Origin of the sequence: Citrifermentans bemidjiense Bem, from assembly GCF_000020725.1 — a bacterium.
Taxonomy (GTDB): domain Bacteria; phylum Desulfobacterota; class Desulfuromonadia; order Geobacterales; family Geobacteraceae; genus Geomonas; species Geomonas bemidjiensis.
Genome location: NC_011146.1, coordinates 4,548,664 through 4,565,978 on the forward strand (window position 1 = coordinate 4,548,664; position 17,315 = coordinate 4,565,978).

14 protein-coding genes and 1 pseudogene are annotated in these 17,315 nt (G+C 62.0%); 12 read left to right on the forward strand and 3 right to left on the reverse strand.

The window, feature by feature from the left end:
* Nucleotides 1-11 precede the first annotated feature (11 nt).
* Complete coding sequence (locus GBEM_RS20005; RefSeq protein ID WP_012532435.1) at nucleotides 12-620, reverse strand: TetR/AcrR family transcriptional regulator; 609 nt, start codon at nucleotides 618-620, stop codon at nucleotides 12-14.
* 438 nt (nucleotides 621-1,058) lie between these two features.
* A complete protein-coding gene (locus GBEM_RS20010) occupies nucleotides 1,059-3,398 on the reverse strand; it encodes a multicopper oxidase family protein (RefSeq protein WP_012532436.1) in 2,340 nt (779 codons plus the stop codon).
* 441 nt (nucleotides 3,399-3,839) lie between these two features.
* On the opposite strand from GBEM_RS20010, the gene GBEM_RS20015 reads away from it, so the two are divergent.
* The 3 genes from GBEM_RS20015 (at nucleotide 3,840) to tpx (ending at nucleotide 5,210) form a co-directional block, all read left to right on the forward strand.
* Nucleotides 3,840-4,082 (forward strand): hypothetical protein, encoded by a 243-nt coding sequence (locus tag GBEM_RS20015; RefSeq protein ID WP_012532437.1) that lies wholly within the window; start codon nucleotides 3,840-3,842, stop codon nucleotides 4,080-4,082.
* A 138-nt stretch (nucleotides 4,083-4,220) separates the two neighbouring features.
* Nucleotides 4,221-4,622: a bacteriohemerythrin gene (locus tag GBEM_RS20020; RefSeq protein ID WP_012532438.1), complete on the forward strand. Its 402-nt coding sequence runs from the start codon at nucleotides 4,221-4,223 to the stop codon at nucleotides 4,620-4,622.
* An 84-nt stretch (nucleotides 4,623-4,706) separates the two neighbouring features.
* Nucleotides 4,707-5,210, forward strand: coding sequence for a thiol peroxidase (gene tpx, locus GBEM_RS20025; RefSeq protein WP_012532439.1), 504 nt, complete (start codon nucleotides 4,707-4,709; stop codon nucleotides 5,208-5,210).
* Nucleotides 5,211-5,290: 80 nt separating this feature from the next.
* On the opposite strand, the gene GBEM_RS20030 is transcribed toward tpx, so the two are convergent.
* The gene (locus tag GBEM_RS20030) at nucleotides 5,291-5,896 is read right to left on the reverse strand and encodes a PEP-CTERM sorting domain-containing protein (RefSeq protein ID WP_012532440.1); all 606 of its coding nucleotides are present in this window, start codon (nucleotides 5,894-5,896) and stop codon (nucleotides 5,291-5,293) included.
* Nucleotides 5,897-6,233: 337 nt separating this feature from the next.
* Here GBEM_RS20030 and GBEM_RS20035 point away from each other — a divergent pair, with 337 nt between their 5' ends.
* The 9 genes and pseudogenes from GBEM_RS20035 to GBEM_RS20070 all read left to right on the forward strand — a co-directional run bounded on the left by GBEM_RS20035 (nucleotide 6,234) and on the right by GBEM_RS20070 (nucleotide 17,311).
* Complete coding sequence (locus GBEM_RS20035) at nucleotides 6,234-7,220, forward strand: AI-2E family transporter (protein WP_012532441.1); 987 nt, start codon at nucleotides 6,234-6,236, stop codon at nucleotides 7,218-7,220.
* Between the two features lie 45 nt (nucleotides 7,221-7,265).
* Entirely contained in the window at nucleotides 7,266-8,597 is a 1,332-nt protein-coding gene (locus tag GBEM_RS20040; protein WP_012532442.1) for a glutaredoxin family protein, read from the forward strand.
* Nucleotides 8,598-8,752: 155 nt separating this feature from the next.
* Nucleotides 8,753-9,883, forward strand: coding sequence for a UDP-galactopyranose mutase (gene glf, locus GBEM_RS20045; protein WP_012532443.1), 1,131 nt, complete (start codon nucleotides 8,753-8,755; stop codon nucleotides 9,881-9,883).
* A gap of 93 nt (nucleotides 9,884-9,976) precedes the next feature.
* Nucleotides 9,977-10,762 (forward strand): annotated as a pseudogene (locus GBEM_RS22215) (sugar-binding domain-containing protein); the annotation flags it as partial.
* A gap of 202 nt (nucleotides 10,763-10,964) precedes the next feature.
* Complete coding sequence (locus tag GBEM_RS22220; protein WP_226373901.1) at nucleotides 10,965-11,765, forward strand: glycoside hydrolase family 2 TIM barrel-domain containing protein; 801 nt, start codon at nucleotides 10,965-10,967, stop codon at nucleotides 11,763-11,765.
* 75 nt (nucleotides 11,766-11,840) lie between these two features.
* Nucleotides 11,841-12,926: a galactose-1-phosphate uridylyltransferase gene (gene galT, locus GBEM_RS20055; protein ID WP_012532445.1), complete on the forward strand. Its 1,086-nt coding sequence runs from the start codon at nucleotides 11,841-11,843 to the stop codon at nucleotides 12,924-12,926.
* Nucleotides 12,923-14,014 carry a M24 family metallopeptidase gene (locus tag GBEM_RS20060; protein ID WP_012532446.1) on the forward strand — a complete coding sequence of 364 codons (1,092 nt, stop codon included), beginning with the start codon at nucleotides 12,923-12,925 and terminating at the stop codon, nucleotides 14,012-14,014. Before galT ends, GBEM_RS20060 begins: the two co-directional genes overlap by 4 nt.
* Before the next feature lie 8 nt (nucleotides 14,015-14,022).
* On the forward strand, nucleotides 14,023-15,096 hold the full coding sequence (galK, locus tag GBEM_RS20065) for a galactokinase (protein ID WP_012532447.1): 1,074 nt from the start codon (nucleotides 14,023-14,025) through the stop codon (nucleotides 15,094-15,096).
* Nucleotides 15,097-15,118: 22 nt separating this feature from the next.
* Nucleotides 15,119-17,311, forward strand: coding sequence for a family 1 glycosylhydrolase (locus GBEM_RS20070; RefSeq protein ID WP_012532448.1), 2,193 nt, complete (start codon nucleotides 15,119-15,121; stop codon nucleotides 17,309-17,311).
* Nucleotides 17,312-17,315: the final 4 nt, after the last annotated feature.

Here is a 17,315-nt window from a genome sequence, read left to right on the forward strand (position 1 = left end):
GTGGAACCTGGTTATTGAGTCGGGGCGATGCCGGTCATCAGCAACCGGAGCATCCTCACCATCGTGTCGCGGTCCGGTTTGTTCTCCCTGCAGCAGATCTGCTCGTTTATGGTCGAGGTGACGATGGCCATGACCGCACCGGCCACGTCCTCGACGCTCCCTTCTTTCAGCTCGGACTCTCTCATGCCGGAACTCACCAACTGCTGCAGCACCTCCGTCAATCTGGCAGGAAAGACATCCAGGTCGAACTTGGGCGTCCCCTGGGGAGGCCCGAAGTAGATGGAGTTGATCAGTCGAACCATGGGGAGGCTCTCGATGGATATGTCGAAGAGATCGCCGCAGAACTGGATGATCTTCTCTTGTGCGAACCCGGCCAAGGAAAACGCCCTGGCGGCCATGGAGTCCAGTATCTGGTACGAGGTCTCCATCAACTCCAGGTAGATCCCTTCCTTGCTCCCGAAGTAGTAGTAGAGAACCGGCTTGGTCACCCCGGCCTTTTCCACAATCTCGCGCACCGAGGCGGCAGCGTATCCCTTCTCGTTGAACAGCGTCAGCGCGGAGAAAAGGAGCCTCTCCCTGGCCCCCGGTTCGGGCTCGATCTCTGTGGTTACAACCGTCATGCTTACTCCTCATCCCTCTGGTCAAAAACTTACCGATCGGTAAATACAACGAGCCGGCGATCGTGTCAAGGATTAAGTTCAACTAACCTGCCGAGAGATGGAGGCGCAAGGGCGCCGGGAGACCTTGATCATGACGCTTCGAGAACAGGACCTGCATAGACGCGAAAAGGGCCTGGCGCCTGCGCCAAGCCCTTTTCCTTTTGTAAGTTTCGATTAGCTTCCGGCTTCCCTCACCCCGGCCCTCTCCCAGAGGGAGAGGGAGGATGGAGAGAGGGTGGCCGCAGGCCGGGCCTGCTCGCCGCAGCGCTTCGGTCCGCGTAGGCGGGTGAGGGTTGATCTCCTTCCCAAGGTCCACCTTGGGAACGCAAAGCGGTCGAAGCTCCGGCTTCGCAAACCGCGAAGGGGGACAGGCACCTGGCGGAGCCAGTCCCCCGGAGGTTAGAAGTCGACCCCTTTCACAAAGCTCCTGACCCCGTTGGGGTTGGGGGTCACCTCGTCCGGCCGCATCATCTCGTTGTCCTCGTGGTCGATGATGTGGCAATGCCAGACGTAGCCGTCGCCGCCGTTGGGATCGAAGGGGAAGAAGGCGGAGGCAGCCGGGGTGGTTGCGGCCAAATCGGTCGGAGCCCAGCGTACTGCAATCCGGGTGACCTGTCCCGGCAGCGCCATGACGGTGTCCTTCCAACCGGCTTCATGCGGCAGGGCTGGCGCCGCCGGCCCCTGCAGGTAGAGCGGCTTTCCTTTCACGAGGGCCGCGACATCGGGGTTCCCGCCCACGGCCCGTACGTTGGCAGGGTTGCCGTCGTAGCTTAGCGGCGGCCCGAACCCGGGGATATAGGCCCCCGCAGGGTACGGCTTCATGGTCATCGGGTCGAAGCCGCCGCCAGGGAAAGCCTTGCTATATGCTGCGCTGTACCCGTTGACGTCGAAGTTCTGCCTGTTGATCAGCTGGAACTGGACCAGGTGCAGGTGAATCGGGTGAGCGTCGGCTGTCAGGTTGACGATCTCCCAGACCTCGGTCTCGCCTTCGTTGGGGCGCTCGGAGATGTAGTTGGTCCCCTTGGCGTCGAGCGTCAGCCCCGGGATGGGCTCGAAGGTGTAGTGCCCGGTTGCCGCGTTAACGCCGTTGATCCGTTTGCCGTTCCACTTGGTGTTGTTGACGAGGATCTCCAACGGTCCGCCGGGGTAGGAGACCGGCAACCCGGTTATGGGATCCGTCGTCATTTGCGGCATCCCCATGACCTCGTTCAGGGTCAACTGGCGCGTCTTTTGGACCGGGACGGCGACCGTGCCCGTAGCCGGGTTGACCAGTCGCACCATCGGCTGGCGCAGCGTCGCGCCGGCAAGCGCCGGGTTGAAGGAAGCATCTGTTGCCGGCGCAGCGCCGATCAGGAACTGCATGATCCTCCCCTCGGTGTTGCCGTCGGGAGATTCCCCAGAAGGATAAGGGGCCTTCGCGGTGTTCTTGAGCAGCCATTTTCCGGAATAGGCTAAGCCGTTGGGGCCGATCCGCCCGGCCTGGAAACCCGCGAAGTCGACGATGACCTGGTAGCGCTCGCCCGGCATGATGACCAATTTCCCTTTGGTCGCCGGAACTGGCTTGTCAAGATAGCCGCCGTCGGTGCCGATTACCCACAGCGCCGGACCAGGGTTCTTGGACACCGGATCGGTCAGGAACATCTCGTAGGTTCTCGCGTTGGACCCGTTGAGAAACAGGAAGGTGTAGCGTTTGGCCTGGACGTTCTTGTAGGGCCAGGACTTGCCGTTCACCACCATGACGTCGCCCAGGAATTCCGGGTTCCAGTAAGGGTGCTCGGGGTTGAGCGCCCAGAGAAGCCCTCCTGCGCCGCCTGCGCTGAAGAAGAGCTGGCCGGAGGTGTCGAACATGCGGTCCTGGAGCACCAGCGGCACGAGTTCAGGGAGGTTCGCCGGATCCTTGGCAGGGTCAGCCACCAGGTAGGCGCCGGCCAGTCCCGCATAGACGTTGAGGCGGGTAGCACCGAGTGTGTGGTCGTGGAACCAGATGGGAGCGGTTTCCTGGGTATTGGGGTAGCGGTAGATCGCGTAGTTGGTGGCAGCAGCGCCGTCCCTGCTGTAGTAGGAAGCGCCTTTGAGGACGCCCGTAGAGCCGTTGTTGGTGAACCAGGAGTCGGGACCGCCATCCAACTGCGGCGGCACTTCACCGCCGTGCAGGTGCACGGCTGCCGGGATCTGCACCTCGCCGAACTGACCGGCGGCGAACTCGCCGTAGTTGAAGGAGCAAGCGCTCCCGAAAGCCGGCGGCATCGACATGTGCGAGCACATGCTCATCCCCATGTTGAGCGGATCGGCCCAGTGCATGGTCTGGTCCGTGCTGTACTTGTAGGCCAGCACCTTGGTGGCGTTGACCGTGGGAAGCTCGTTGACGAACTTCATTTCAGTTGCGACGCCGCGGGTGGCGGCAATGACCGGGCCGATGTAGGACTGGCGCCCGGGAACGGATCCGTCCGGCAACTGGTTCGCCACCTGTCCGGGCTGTAAGTAGCCCCAGACCCAGGTCCCGGTGTATCCGGGCACGGTGTTGGCCGGCAGGATCATGCTCTTGAACTCCTTCATGCGCAGTTCGATCTGGCCCGCGCCGGCAGGAACAAGATCCAAGTCAGGCAGGGGATCGACAAACTGCGGTATAGCAGAACCTGGCAACTGCACCTGGTTGGGAACTCCTGCCCACGCTGTTGTCAATAACGAGGCGATGAGTGCGACTGTGCCAACGGCACCGAGTAACCGTCCCTTTTTCATATAAATTCCCTCCTCTCCCATAGCACTGACAACTTGCAAACCTAAGAGCAACTTGTATTCCAAATTGTATCTGTTCGTTTTTTATTGCATTTTAAGTCAGTCAAATAGAAGAGTTGTATACTCCTATGACAGTTTTGCTTGGGATTAATGAGCAACTGTCTTTTTTTTTGCACCCTTTGTTTCTGTAGAGCTGTCAACGGGACGGTAAGGCACGGTAAGCAGGCGATCTGGCGCTATGGAGGCGCCGGCCCAGAGGCGGTTTACTTGCTTCACCTCAAATGAGGCAGCAGACAAGATCATTTGCGGCGAAGCAAGAAGGCTCTGTCCGCCGCTATTGGATTGCAATCCTAATCATTCCGGTCACTTAGTAATATTTTGCAGGTTGGCACGCCGTATGCTAAAGAGAGATCATAATTCAACCCACTCCCAAGGAGATTCAAAATGAAAAAAGTTATGTCCTCCGTCGTTGCTGCTCTCGTTGCCGTTGCTTTCGCTGGTGTTGTCTACGCTGCTGACGCTGCTCCGGCTGCCGCTCCGGCTGCTGAAGTGAAGAAAGAAGAAAAAGCTCCGGTTAAGAAAGCAGCCAAGAAGAAACATGCTAAGAAGCACGCTAAGAAAGCTGCTGTGAAAAAAGAAGAAAAAGCTCCGGCCGCTGCTCCGGCTCCGGCAGAAGGCGCGAAGTAGTCTTACGCGTTCACAGAGCAAAAAAGGAAGCCGCGCCCAAAAGGGACGCGGCTTTTTTTGTTTCCACACTCTTTATTCAAGGTTGCAATCTTACCCCCCGATAAGCTGTGAGTACAAATTACACGCGGAGGGTCAGCTATGCCTATTGTTGCTTGGGATGTAAGCTTGTCTGTCGGAAACAACGTAATCGATGAACATCACCGCCACCTGGTAGGCTTACTGAACAAGGCCTACGACGAATTCTGTGACAGTAACTCCACCATCGCCATGGAATCTCTACTGGAAGAGCTGATCGACTACGCCACCTATCACTTCGCCCACGAAGAAAAGTTGATGACCGCGACGGGCTATCCTGAGACGCTGCAGCACCTGGAAGAACACGAGCGCTTCGTTAAGAGAGTGACCGAGATGCAGAAAGACGTGGTGACCGGCGACGTCCCCTTCTCCCTCGAAATCCTTTCCTTTTTGAGAAACTGGCTGGTGAACCACATTTCCAAGGTCGATACCAAGCTGGGAGCCTACGCCGGCACGCGCCACTGAAGCGGCAGCACGCCTTCTGTTCCTTGCAATTCAGCGGAAATCGCTTACGCTTTCCCGGAATTTTATTTTTAATGGGAGGAACAGATGGCTCAAGTTACTTTTAAAGGAAACCCGGTGACGCTGGTTGGGTCTCAAGTGAAGGTGGGGGATGCCGCCCCCGATTTCTCGGTAGTCGACAACTCCATGGGGGCCGTTTCGCTGGCCAACTACCAGGGGATGGTGAAGATCGTCAGCGCCGTTCCGTCGCTCGACACGCCGGTCTGCGACACCGAGACGCGCCGCTTCAACCAGGAGGCCGCCAAGCTCCCGGGCGACGTGGTGGTGCTGACCATAAGCGCGGATCTCCCCTTTGCGCAGAAGAGATGGTGCGGAGCGGCCGGCATCGACAAGGTGGTGACCCTTTCCGACTATCGCGACCGCTCCTTCGCCCTGGCCTACGGCGTCCTCATCGACGAATTGAAGCTCCTTTCCCGCTCCATCTTCGTGATCGACAAGCAAAACGTCATCCGCTACATACAGCATGTACCGGAAGTGACCCAGGAGCCCGATTACGAAGCAGCGCTCAGGGCTGCGCGCGAACTGGCGTAGCCGCCCGTTTCGAGAAGATAAAAAGGCACCTGCGGGATCTTTCGCAGGTGCCTTTTTTGTTGTTGCTGCTGGGATGTTAATCAATTTTTCTCCCTCAGGACATTCAACCCAAACGTGCCAGCTAAACCCATTACCAATAAAAATACCGTGGACGGTTCTGGTACTGGTGTAACATCGGCAAACACATGGAAATCATACGTCATCGTGCCGACACCGAAATCTACTCCGTTGTAGATATAGAGACCATGGACATCGTAGCCGGAAAAATCCGGGATCGGCGCATGATACCCACCACTTATCCCGTTCTCCTCTCCGAACCATAGGAGCAGTCCCCAAAAGGCATTTTGAAAGTACATGGCGTTTAGTTCGTTGTAATAGTCTATTTCCGAACCGTATCTGTGAGGGGTAAAGGATCCCTCCAACATGGCAATCCAGTCCTGGACAGCTGTTGCAAAGCCCCCCCTTGCCGGCACAAGCGTGTTGAATTGAGCCGCTCCCATTGGCGAGATCAAGGGGTCAGGATTATATTGTCCGGCGAAAATTTCACTAGCTACTAGACCTCCTGAGGAAGCGGTGGACCACTCGACCGTTCCGCCTGCTTGCAAAACGTTAATCATTGTGGCCTGTGCAGGGTTTGGAGAAGCCAAAAGCGAAAGAAGAAACAAGCACCTGATTAGATTTTTCATTTTTCTACCTCCTTGTGGTGTTGGTTCGTCAAATTTGCAAAGTTTAATCCAATCAAGATACTAAGTGATCACGTGCATTTACCAAAGTTATTTTGTAAAGTTTGTGTAGTCAATCCTTACATGACGTCGAAATACCTTACACGGTGTGGAACCGTGTCCGGCGACATTGGGTTTCTCACCATGCCTGTAGGATAATCGTGACGATCATAGTGCGATCGCCAGAAACGCGGGAAAATTTACTCTCGACTATGGAACTATACAGATTTATCTGGACCGAGAGACCTGAGTGATAGTAAAAATGGTTGTCGTGTCAAATGCTTCCCTGGAGAGTGGATCCATGAACACCCTGCAGATCAGTTACCTGCTGGCCGCGTTGTCAGTCCCCGTGGTGCTGCAATTTCATCTCCTTCCCGCCGCGTTCGCCGGGCTTGCCGTGTACGTGCTGACCGCGAAGCTTGCTCCCATGCTTCCGCTGCGCTGGGGGAGCCTGACCCAGAAGGTCGCCCTGGCAGGGATCATCCTGTTCGTCATCGCCCTGGTCTCCAGCATCTGCCTCGGGCTCTGGTCGTTTTTGCGCGGCCACCACGGGATGGCGAACCTGCTCAACATGGCGGCCGAGACCCTGGAAAACCTGAAGCGGACCCTCCCGGAGGATCTCACCGCGGCGCTTCCCGACACCGTCGACGAACTGCGCGAACAGATAACCAACATGCTGCGAGAGCACGGGAAGAACATCTCCTCCGTCGGCATCTCCGGAGTCAAGACCTTCGCCCACCTCATCCTCGGCATGGTGGTGGGAAGCCTCGCGGTGCTGCACCGCTTCAACAAGGAAAACGGGTTCCCCCCCCTGGCCTCCGACCTGCACGCGAGGCTGATCAACCTGGCCGATTCCTTCGACAAGGTGGTCTTCGCCCAGGTGAAGATTTCCGCGCTCAATACCGTTCTCACCGCGATCTACCTCGCCGTGGTGCTCCCCATCTTCGGGGTCTACCTCCCCATGGTCACCCTCCTGGTCCTCCTCACCTTCGTGGCCGGCCTGCTGCCGGTGGTGGGGAACCTCATCTCCAACTTCACCATCGTGCTGATCAGCCTCGGCGTCTCCCCGATGGTCGGTATCGCCTCGCTGGCGTTCCTGATCGTGATCCACAAGCTGGAGTACTTCACCAACGCGAGGATCGTGGGGGGCCAAGTCAAGGCCAGCGTCTGGGAGCTTTTGTGCGCCATGCTCTTCATGGAAGCGATCTTCGGCATGGCCGGCCTGGTGGCGGCCCCCGTGGTTTATGCCTGGCTCAAGACCGAGCTCAAGGCGAAGCGGCTGGTATAAGCGACGGCAGGTAGGCATCCGCTGCATTTTTAGTATCTTTAACGGATGCAAGCTACCAATTTCACATCCACCATTATCCCCAGCAGGCGCGGCCGGGATTCCCGCAGCGCGGCCGCGCCGTTACCTCCCCTCCCCCACCGCCTAAGGTGCCTTGCCCGCTTTTGGCTTGCCGCCTGCCTGGCGCTCCTCCTGCTCCTTCCCCCTGGCGCACGCGCGGCTGCTTCAGAACTCTCCGCCACCCTCTACTTCTTCTGGGGCGTCGGCTGCCCACACTGCACCAAGGCGAAGCCCTTCCTGGAAGAGCTGAAAAGGAAATACCCCACCCTGCGCATCGAGTCCTATGAGGTGCTGGAAAAGCGCGAGAACATTCCGCTCCTTGTGGCGATGGCCCGCGCCCGCCACAAGGAGGCGACCGGGGTGCCGGTCTTCATCATCGGCCAGGAGATGTTCAGCGGCTTTTCTGCTGAAACCGCGGCGGAGGTGGAACAGGCCGTACGCCTGGCGTTGCAGCCCGTCGCGCCGCAGAAACAGGCCGCCCCGAAACCCGCCCCTCCCGTCAGGCTCCCGCTTCTGGGCCCGGTCGACGCGCAGAGCCTGTCGCTTCCCGTTTTCACCGTCGCGGTCGCGCTTTTGGACAGCCTCAACCCCTGCGCTTTCTTCGTGCTCTTCTTCCTGTTAAGCCTGTTGATCCACGCCCATTCGCGGCGCCGCATGCTTCTCATCGGCGGGCTCTTCGTCTTTTTCTCCGGGCTCGTCTACTTCGTCTTCATGGCGGCCTGGCTCAACCTCTTCCTCATCACCGGCGGGCTTCCCGCCATCACCTTCGCCGCGGGGATCGTGGCGCTCTTCGTCGGCGCGGTGAACGTCAAGGAGTTCTTCTATTTCGGGCAGGGGGTCTCGCTCAGCATCCCGGAACAGCAGAAACCGAAGCTCTTCGCCCGCATGAGGAGGCTCCTCAGGGCGGATTCGCTTCCTTCCCTGCTGGCCGGGACCACCGTGCTGGCTCTCGCCGCCAACAGCTACGAGCTCCTCTGCACCGCCGGCTTTCCCATGGTCTTCACCCGCATGCTCACCCTGAGGGAACTCCCGACATACAGCTACTACGCCTATCTTGCCTTCTACTGCACGATCTACGCGCTTCCCCTGGCGGTTATCGTCGCGCTCTTCACGGTGAAGCTCGGCGAGAGAAAGCTGACGCAATGGCAGGGGCGCGTGCTGAAGCTGGTCTCGGGATTGATGATGCTGGGGCTGGGACTGGTGCTGCTCATCGACCCGGCGCTGCTGAACAAACCGCTTGCCTCGGCGGGGCTTCTCGCTGGCACGCTGGCCGCGGCGGCGCTTTTGGCAGCTTTCGCCAGGAAAAGGGGCGCGGGTTAGCCTAGGGAAGATAAACGATGCCGCGGGAGGCTCTCCCGGACGGCGACTTCGGCGGCAATGCCGGTTGACTCCGCAGACTAATAAATTATCATCTGCTAATGTTTTCATCTCACCTCAAGCGGCCGGGAACGGCCCTTCAGCAGCGGAGTCAGCTCATGAGCAGGTTCGACATCGTTGTCGTCGGAGCCGGCATTTCCGGCGCCACCCTCGCCGAACGCTACGCTTCCCTGGGAAAGAAGGTCCTGGTCCTGGAGAAACGCAACCATATCGGCGGCAACTGCTACGACTTCCACAACGAGCACGGCATCCTGGTTTCCAAGTACGGCGCACACCTTTTCCACACCGAATTCGAGGATGTCTGGCAGTATGTGAACCGCTTCTCGCGCTGGTACCCTTACGAGCACCACGTTCTGGCCAAAGTGGACGGCAAGCTGGTCCCCATCCCCGTCAACATCTCCACCGTCAATACCATCTTCAACCTGCGCATCCGCACCGAGACCGAGATGCAGCGCTTCCTGAGCGAGGTGCAGGTGAAGCCCCCCCACGAGGAACCCCGCAACGGCGAGGAGGCCGCGCTGGCACGGGTGGGGCTCGTCCTTTACGAAAAGATGTTCAAGCACTACACCAAGAAGCAGTGGGACAAGTACCCCCACGAACTGGACGCCTCGGTGCTGCTGAGGATCCCGGTGCGGACCAATTTCGACGACCGCTACTTCAATGACCCTTACCAGGCCCTGCCCCTTAACGGCTACACCCGGCTTTTCGAGGAGATGCTCAGGCACCCGAACATCACCGTGCGGCTCAGTACCGATTACTTCGACGTCAAAGAGAGCCCCGAGGTACGGGAATGCTCCAAGGTTTTCTACGCAGGCCCCATCGACCGCTACTTCGACTACCGCCACTCGCGGGAAAGAAAGCTGCAGTGGCGCTCCATCAGGTTCGAATGGATCACGCTCGACCAGGAATTCTTCCAGCAAAACTCGGTGGTCAACTACCCCGACCCCAAGGACGGCGACTTCACGAGAATCGTCGAGTACAAGCATTTCACCCGCCAGAAGCACCCAAAGACCACCATTTCGCGCGAGTACACTACCGACGAAGGGGATCCCTACTACCCCGTTCCCAACTCCGAAAACGAGGCCATTTCCCAGCGCTACCGGGAGGAGGCGGAGAAACTTTCCGACGTGTACTTCGTGGGGAGGCTGGCCAACTACAAGTACTTCAACATGGATCAGGCTTTCAAAAACGCACTGGATCTGTTCCACCGTATCGAAGGGAAGCACTAGCCGCTTGATGAGTCAGTTGTTGTAAATAGCTTCCTCCCTGCTACTCTCTTTTGGTGAAAAATTTCTAACATTATTGAGAGGCTTGGTAAGCTTATGGACTATCCCCGCCCGCAATTGCAGCGCCCCAACTGGCATACGCTCGACGGCCAGTGGCACTTCACCTTCGACGACGATCTCTCTTACAACTTGCCTGTGGACGTGAAAGAGTGGCCCCTCACCATTGAGGTACCCTTCGCGCCCGAAAGCCAGGCAAGCGGCATCGGTGACACCTCCTTTCACCATGCCTGCTGGTATCAGCGCGAGTTTTACTACAACGCGACCGAAGGGAAAAAGGTGCTGCTCCATTTCGGCGCCGTCGATTACCTGGCGCACGTCTGGGTCAACGACATGCTGGTGGCGCGGCACCGCGGCGGCTTCACCCCGTTCAGCGCCGACATCACCCATGCCCTCGATCCTTCCGGGCGCCAGGTCGTGACCGTGCGGGCCGAGGACGACCCGGAGGATCTGGAGAAGCCGCGCGGAAAGCAGGACTGGAAGCTGGAGCCGCACGCGATCTGGTACTACCGCACCACCGGCATCTGGCAGACCGTCTGGCTGGAATCGGTCCCCGAGACCTACTTGAAGAAGCTGCGCTGGTCGCCGCACCTGGAGCGCTGGGAGGTGGGGATCGAGGCCTTCATCGTGGGTCCCATCGCGGACCAGATGGAAGTGAACGTGCGGCTTTCCTTCAGCGACCAGCTCCTGGTCGAGGACCGCTACCGGGTGATCCACGGCGAGGTGCACCGGCGCATCGCCCTCTCCGACCCCGGGATCGACGACTTCAGAAACGACCTTCTCTGGTCGCCGGAGCACCCGAGGCTGATCCACGCCGACATCAAGCTGATGCAGGGGGGCGAGGTGATCGACGAGATCACCTCCTACACCGCGCTCCGTTCCGCCAAGGTGCACCGGGACCGGTTCCTCCTGAACGGGCGGCTCTACCCGCTCAGGCTGGTGCTGGACCAGGGGTACTGGCCGGAGACGCTGATGACCCCCCCCCTCGGACGAGGCGCTCAAGCGCGACGTCGAGCTCGCCAAGGCGATGGGGTTCAACGGGGTAAGAAAGCACCAAAAGCTGGAGGACCCGCGCTACCTGTACTGGGCGGACCGGCTGGGGCTCGTGGTCTGGTCGGAGATGCCGAGCGCCTTCCGCTTCACCACCCGCGCCATAAAAAGGCTGATGCGGGAATGGATCGAGGCGATCGAACGTGATTACAGCCACCCCTGCATCATCGTCTGGGTCCCCTTCAACGAGTCCTGGGGGGTCCCGGACCTGACCGCTACCAAGGCGCACCGGGACGCGGTGCACGCCTTCTACCACCTCACCAAGACGCTCGACCCCGAGCGGCCGGTGATCGGCAACGACGGCTGGGAAAGCTCCGCCACCGACATCATCGGCATCCACGACTACGACAACAACCCTGAGAGGCTCGCGGAGCGCTACGGCCCGCAGGTGAAGCCGGAGGAGCTCTTCGACCGGCGCCGCCCCGGCGGGCGCATCCTCACCCTCGACGGATATCCGCACCGGGGGCAGCCCATCATCCTCACCGAGTTCGGCGGCGTCGCCTACGTGAAGCCCTTGGACGCCCTGCACCAGAAGGCGTGGGGGTATTTCCGCCACGACAAGATCGAGGAGTTCGAGCGCCTCGCCGTCTCCCTCATCGAAGCCGCCCGCGGCGTCGCCATGTTCAGCGGCTTTTGCTATACGCAATTCGCCGACACCTTCCAGGAGGCCAACGGCCTCCTCTTCGCGGACCGGACCCCGAAGATCCCGCTGGAGCGGATCGCCGATGCGGTTCGTGGGAAGGTCGAACAGGGCGCGCTCTTCTGGGAAAGCACCTGAGAATCGATCCCCATCCCCTGCAAAATTTCACCCGTCCACCCCATGCGCCGATTTCGCGCGCATATCGGAGGAAGCATGCTCTACAGGCGAGAGATGTTGAAGACTGACGGACGGAGCCTCACCCTTTACGGCCGTGGTCCCATCGAGGTGCTGGGGGAGGCCCCGAGCCCGAACCGGGAGCCGCTTGCCGCGAACCCCCACCTGCGCTGGCACCCTCTGCGCGGGGAATGGGTCGCCTATGCGAGCTACCGCCAGGGGCGGACCTTCATGCCCCCTCCCGAGTACAACCCGCTCGCCCCGACGACCGACCCGGACAACCCTACCGAGCTCCCCCAGGGGAACTACCAGGTGGCGGTCTTCGACAACCGCTTCCCCTCGCTCTCCCCCGTCGCCCACCACCCGCCCCAAAGCTACGTCCCCACCGCCCCCGGGCGAGGCAAGTGCGAGGTGGTGGTCTTCGGCAAGGACCCGGCTCGGTCGCTTTCGGGGCTCCCGCTGGACCACATCGAGCTACTCATGGAGGTATGGGGGGACCGGGTGGAGCGGCTTGGGGAAGACCCGGACATCAACTACGTGCTTCCCTTCGAGAACAAGGGGATCGAGGTCGGGGTGACTCTGCACCACCCGCACGGCCAGATCTACGCCTATCCCTTCGTCCCCCCGGTGCCGCAGCGGATGCAGGTTCAGGAGCTGTCCTACTTCCAGGTGCAGGGAGCGCCGCTTCTGGAGGGGCTGATCGCCGCAGAGACCGTCTCAGGCGAGCGGATCCTCTACCTCGGGGAGCACGCCATCTCCTTCCTACCCCCCTGGGCCCGCTACCCCTACGAGGTCTGGGTCGCCCCCCGGCGCGCCGTCCCCGGCTTTCCCCAGCTCACCCCCGAGGTCCGCGCCGACCTGGCGCGAGCGCTCAAGACCACCCTCCTTAAATACGACGGTCTCTGGCAGCGCCCCTTCCCCTACCTGATGGCCTGGTACGGCGCCCCGACAGACGGGGAGCCGCACCCCGAGTGCCACCTGCACGCCGAGTTTTACCCCCCCTACCGATCCAGCGACCGGCTCAAGTACCTGGCCGGGACGGAGCTTGCCGCCGGGATGTTCGCCAACGACGCACTCCCCGAGCAGAAGGCGAAGGAACTTCAGGAAGTGGAGGTGACGCTATGAACGGCACCGCGCGCGCGGAGGAGATGGCCGTAAAGATCCGCCTGGTCCGGGAGCTGCTCGGCGAGGGAAGGGTGCTGAGGCTCAAGGGGATCGACTGGTTCTCCTGGATCACGGCGGGGGGCTCCAACGAGGTGCTCTTGGCGGCCGAGACCGGGATCGCCGAATTCGTAGTGACCGAACGCGGCGCCTTCGTGGTGACCAACGAGATCGAGGCGCAGCGCCTGATCGACGAAGAGCTCCCCCCCGGCTGCGAGGTGCGCATACTCCCCTGGGCCTACCCTTCCCAGTTGGAGGTGGTGATGAGGGAGCTGGCCGAAGGGACGCCGGTCTATTCGGACCGCCCGGCGGAGGCCGAGCGGGAGCTCCCGCTGCCGCTTCTGGCGGCGAAACGCACCCTCTCTCTCCCCGAACTGCACCGCTACCGCGAGGTGGGGCTTCTCGCCTCGCAGGCGATGACCGAGACCCTGCAGCAGGCGAACCCCGACTGGAGCGAGTACCGGCTGGCCGCGGCCGGCGCCTCCGCCCTCCTCTCGCGCGGGCTCGCCCCCTGCCTGGTCATGGCGGCCGGAGACAGGCGCCGCCGCCTGTACCGCCATCCGATATCGGGGAAGGACCCGCTGGGCGCCTCCGCGATGCTGGTCTTCTGCGCTCGGGGGTACGGCCTCTACGCCAACCTCACCAGGTTCATCGCCTTCGAGCCTCTAACCGACGAGGAGGAGCAAAAGCACGCGCAGGTGCGCGAGATCGAGGCCCACGCGCTGCTCCTCTCCCGCCCGGGGGTCCTTTTGCACGAGGTCTACCGCGAGCTTGCCTCGGCCTACGCCGCGGCGGGTTACGAGCACGCCATCAAGGAGCACCACCAGGGGGGGATCACCGGCTACCTTTCCCGCGAAGTGATAGCGAACCCCGAGGCGCGGGAGCACCTGAGCGCCGGGATGGCCGTCGCCTGGAACCCGAGCCTCCCCGGCGCGAAGATAGAGGATACCTTTTTGGTGACAGAGACCGGAGTCGAGAACCTGACGCTCGACCCGGCCTGGCCGACGGTGCTAGCGGCCGGCCTGGAGCGGCCGCTCGTCCTTCGGCGATAGGAGCCATCATGTCCGCTGCTACCGACTTTGAAAAGACCTTCGAGTCCCCCTGCGAAGTGACCGCCCGCGCCCCCGGACGGGTGAACCTCCTAGGGGAGCATACCGACTACAACGACGGCTTCGTCCTCCCCATCGCGGTGCCGCTGGAGACCACGGTGGAGTTGGCCAGAAGCCGCGACGGCCGGAACCACTACTATGCCGAGGAGCTGCAGGAAAGGGCGTGGTCGGAGACCGGAGGTGCGGTCCCGAGCGGCTTCGCCGCCTATCTGCACGGCTGCCTCGCCCTTTTGCGCCTCTCCGGGCACCACGTGGACCCGGTGTCGGTGCGGGTCACCTCCCAGGTACCGATGGGGAGCGGACTCTCCTCCAGCGCCGCGCTCGAAGTCGCCTTCCTGCGCGGGATGCGGGAGCTGTTCCGCCTCGACCTTGACGACGTCGAGATTGCGCTCATGGCCCAGCAGGCCGAGATCCGCTACGCCGGGGTCAACTGCGGCATCATGGACCAGATGGCGGCAAGCCTCGCCGACTCCACCCACATGCTCTTCATCGACACCCGGTCGCTGGAACGCAAGCTCCTCCCGCTTCCCCCGCGCTCCGAGCTCCTGGTCATCGACTGCGGGATCCCGCGAAAGCTCGGCGAGAGCATGTACAACCTGCGCCGGCAGGAGTGCGAGGAGGCTGTGGAGCTTCTGGGTATTGCTTCGCTGCGGGAGCTGTCGGACCTGGGCCAGCTCATCAAGCTGCCGCGCAACCTGGCTCAGCGCGCCCGGCACGTGCTGACCGAGAACGAGCGGGTGCTGGAAGCGGTCAAAGGCGTGCACGGCTGCCGCTTCGGGGAATTGATGAACGCCTCGCACATGAGCCTCAGGGACGACTTCCAGGTCTCCATACCCGAACTGGACCTTCTGGCCAGGCTGCTGCAGGAGCAGGTCGACGTGTACGGAGCGCGGCTCACCGGGGCCGGCTTCGGAGGTGCCTGCGTGGCGCTGGTGCGCGAGGGGAAAGCGGCGGAGGTAGCGTCGAACGTGTTGGCGCTCTACCGCGAGCAGGGGCAACAGGGGAAGCTATTGGTGCCGCAGTAGCCGCGGCCGGCGGGAAAAGGCCATGAGCAATGACAGGCATAAAGAGAGAGTCCCCGAGCTGTGGGGGGGGATGGAATGCACCCTGAACCGCGTGGGGAAGCACTTCCACAGCCAGCTCGCCCTGAACGGCCACCTGAGCCGCCCGAAGGATCTCGAACTCTTCGCCGGGCTCGGCATCCGGACGCTGCGCTACCCCGTGCTCTGGGAGATGGTAGCGCCGCAACGCCTCGATGCCCCGGACTGGCGCTGGACCGATGAGAGGTTGAACCGGTTGCTGGAGCTCGGCCTTGAGCCCGTCGCCGGATTGCTGCACCACGGCAGCGGCCCCGCCTACACCAGCCTCGTCGATCCAGATTTCCCCGCCCTATTGGCCCGCTACGCCCGCCTGGTCGCACGGCGCTACCCCTGGATCAGGTACTTCACCCCCGTCAACGAACCCCTCACCACCGCCCGCTTCAGCGGCCTCTACGGCCACTGGTACCCCCACGGCACCGACGACCGCACCTTCGTCCGCACCTTGCTGTCGCAGTGCCGCGGCATAGTGGAGGCGATGCGGGGCATCCGCGAAGTGACGCCAGAGGCAAAGCTGGTGATGGCCGAGGACATGGGGAAGACCTTCTCCACGGATCTACTCCGCTACCAGGCCGACTACGAGAACCACCGGCGCTGGCTGAGCCTCGACCTTTTGGCGGGGAAGGTGGATCGCTGCCATCCGCTACGCCTGTGGCTGGAGCAAAACGGGACCGACGATGCGGAGTTCGACTACTTCCTGCAGAGCGGCATGGCGCCGGACGTGGTCGGGCTCAACTACTACTTGACCAGCGACCGCTTCCTCGACCACCGGCTGGACCGCTACCCCGAGTGGACCCACGGCGGGAACCACCAGCACCGCTACGCGGACGTCGAGGCGGTGCGAGCCTGCCCGGAAGGGATACTGGGGCACGAAGAGGTGCTCCGCAGCGCCTGGCAGCGCTACGCAAAGGAAGTGGCCCTCACCGAGGTGCACCTGGGTTCCACCCGCGAGGAGCAGTTACGCTGGTTCCACGAGGCGTGGCAAGCGGGCGTGAAGCTTTGCCGCGAAGGGGTTCCGGTAAGAGCGGTGACCGCCTGGTCGCTTTTGGGCTCCTTCGACTGGTGCGGCCTCTTCACCAGCATCACCGGCTCTTACGAGCCGGGAGTTTTCGACATCAGGGGGCCTTCCCCGCGCCCCACGCTCCTTGCCGGGGGGCTGCGCCAGATCGTGCGCGAGGGGGAGTTGAGCCATCCAACGGTGAGAAGCCCAGGCTGGTGGCGCAGGCCGGACCGGTTTCTTCCCGGCCTGAACCCCGACCTCCCCTCCACGGGGGATGAGTGTGCAGAGGAGCGCGGGCGAATCCTCATCGTCGGTAAGACCGGGACCTTGGGGCAGTCCTTCTCCCGGCTCTGCCGGCATCGCGGCATCCCCTGCCACCTCCTCTCCCGCGGCGAAATCGATATCGCCTCTGCGGCCTCGGTCGCGACGGCCTTCGACCGCTACGAACCCTGGGCGGTGGTCAACGGCGCGGGCTTCGTCCGGATCGACGACGCCGAGGGGGACGCCAGCACCTGCTTCAGGGAAAACACCGTGGGGCCCGCGGTGCTCGCCGCCGAATGCGCCCGGCGCGGCGTGCCGCTGATGACCTTCTCCTCCGACATGGTCTTCAACGGCAGCAAGCGGACCGCTTACCAGGAGCGGGATCCGGTATCGCCAATCAACATCTACGGGCAGAGCAAGGCCGAGGCGGAACGCCAGGTGCTTAAGCTATATCCAGGGGCACTGGTGTTGCGCACCAGCGCATTCTTCGGCCCCTGGGACCGGTACAACTTCGTCACCGTCACTTTGCGCCGGCTCGCGGCCGGGGAAACTGTCGAAGCCGCCTCCGACCTGGTGGTCTCCCCCACTTACATCCCGGACCTGGTCCATGCCGGGCTCGACCTGCTCCTGGACGGCGAGAGCGGCATCTGGCACTTAAGCAACGCCGGCGCCGTGAGCTGGGCCGAGCTCGCCCGCTGCTGCGCCAAAATGGCGGGATTGGATTCCTCCCGCGTCATCCCGCGCCCCGCGGCCTCCCTCGGCTACCTCGCGCCACGCCCCCCCTTCTCGGTCCTGGGAAGCGAGCGCGGCGTGGTACTGCCGGAGCTGGAAAACGCATTGAGCCGATACTTCTTCGACACGGTCCCACCCGAAAACGAGTGATGCT

Bases quoted from the DNA above. Each gene is read 5' to 3' on its own strand.
- GBEM_RS20030 (WP_012532440.1), bottom strand. From the start codon at position 5,896: ATGAAAAATCTAATCAGGTGCTTGTTTCTTCTTTCGCTTTTGGCTTCT.
- GBEM_RS20005 (WP_012532435.1), bottom strand. From the start codon at position 620: ATGACGGTTGTAACCACAGAGATCGAGCCCGAACCGGGGGCCAGGGAG.
- GBEM_RS20060 (WP_012532446.1), top strand. From the start codon at position 12,923: ATGAACGGCACCGCGCGCGCGGAGGAGATGGCCGTAAAGATCCGCCTG.
- GBEM_RS20040 (WP_012532442.1), top strand. From the start codon at position 7,266: ATGCAAGCTACCAATTTCACATCCACCATTATCCCCAGCAGGCGCGGC.
- GBEM_RS20015 (WP_012532437.1), top strand. From the start codon at position 3,840: ATGAAAAAAGTTATGTCCTCCGTCGTTGCTGCTCTCGTTGCCGTTGCT.
- galK (WP_012532447.1), top strand. From the start codon at position 14,023: ATGTCCGCTGCTACCGACTTTGAAAAGACCTTCGAGTCCCCCTGCGAA.
- glf (WP_012532443.1), top strand. From the start codon at position 8,753: ATGAGCAGGTTCGACATCGTTGTCGTCGGAGCCGGCATTTCCGGCGCC.
- tpx (WP_012532439.1), top strand. From the start codon at position 4,707: ATGGCTCAAGTTACTTTTAAAGGAAACCCGGTGACGCTGGTTGGGTCT.
- GBEM_RS22220 (WP_226373901.1), top strand. From the start codon at position 10,965: ATGGGGTTCAACGGGGTAAGAAAGCACCAAAAGCTGGAGGACCCGCGC.
- GBEM_RS20070 (WP_012532448.1), top strand. From the start codon at position 15,119: ATGAGCAATGACAGGCATAAAGAGAGAGTCCCCGAGCTGTGGGGGGGG.
- GBEM_RS20020 (WP_012532438.1), top strand. From the start codon at position 4,221: ATGCCTATTGTTGCTTGGGATGTAAGCTTGTCTGTCGGAAACAACGTA.
- GBEM_RS20035 (WP_012532441.1), top strand. From the start codon at position 6,234: ATGAACACCCTGCAGATCAGTTACCTGCTGGCCGCGTTGTCAGTCCCC.
- galT (WP_012532445.1), top strand. From the start codon at position 11,841: ATGCTCTACAGGCGAGAGATGTTGAAGACTGACGGACGGAGCCTCACC.
- GBEM_RS20010 (WP_012532436.1), bottom strand. From the start codon at position 3,398: ATGAAAAAGGGACGGTTACTCGGTGCCGTTGGCACAGTCGCACTCATC.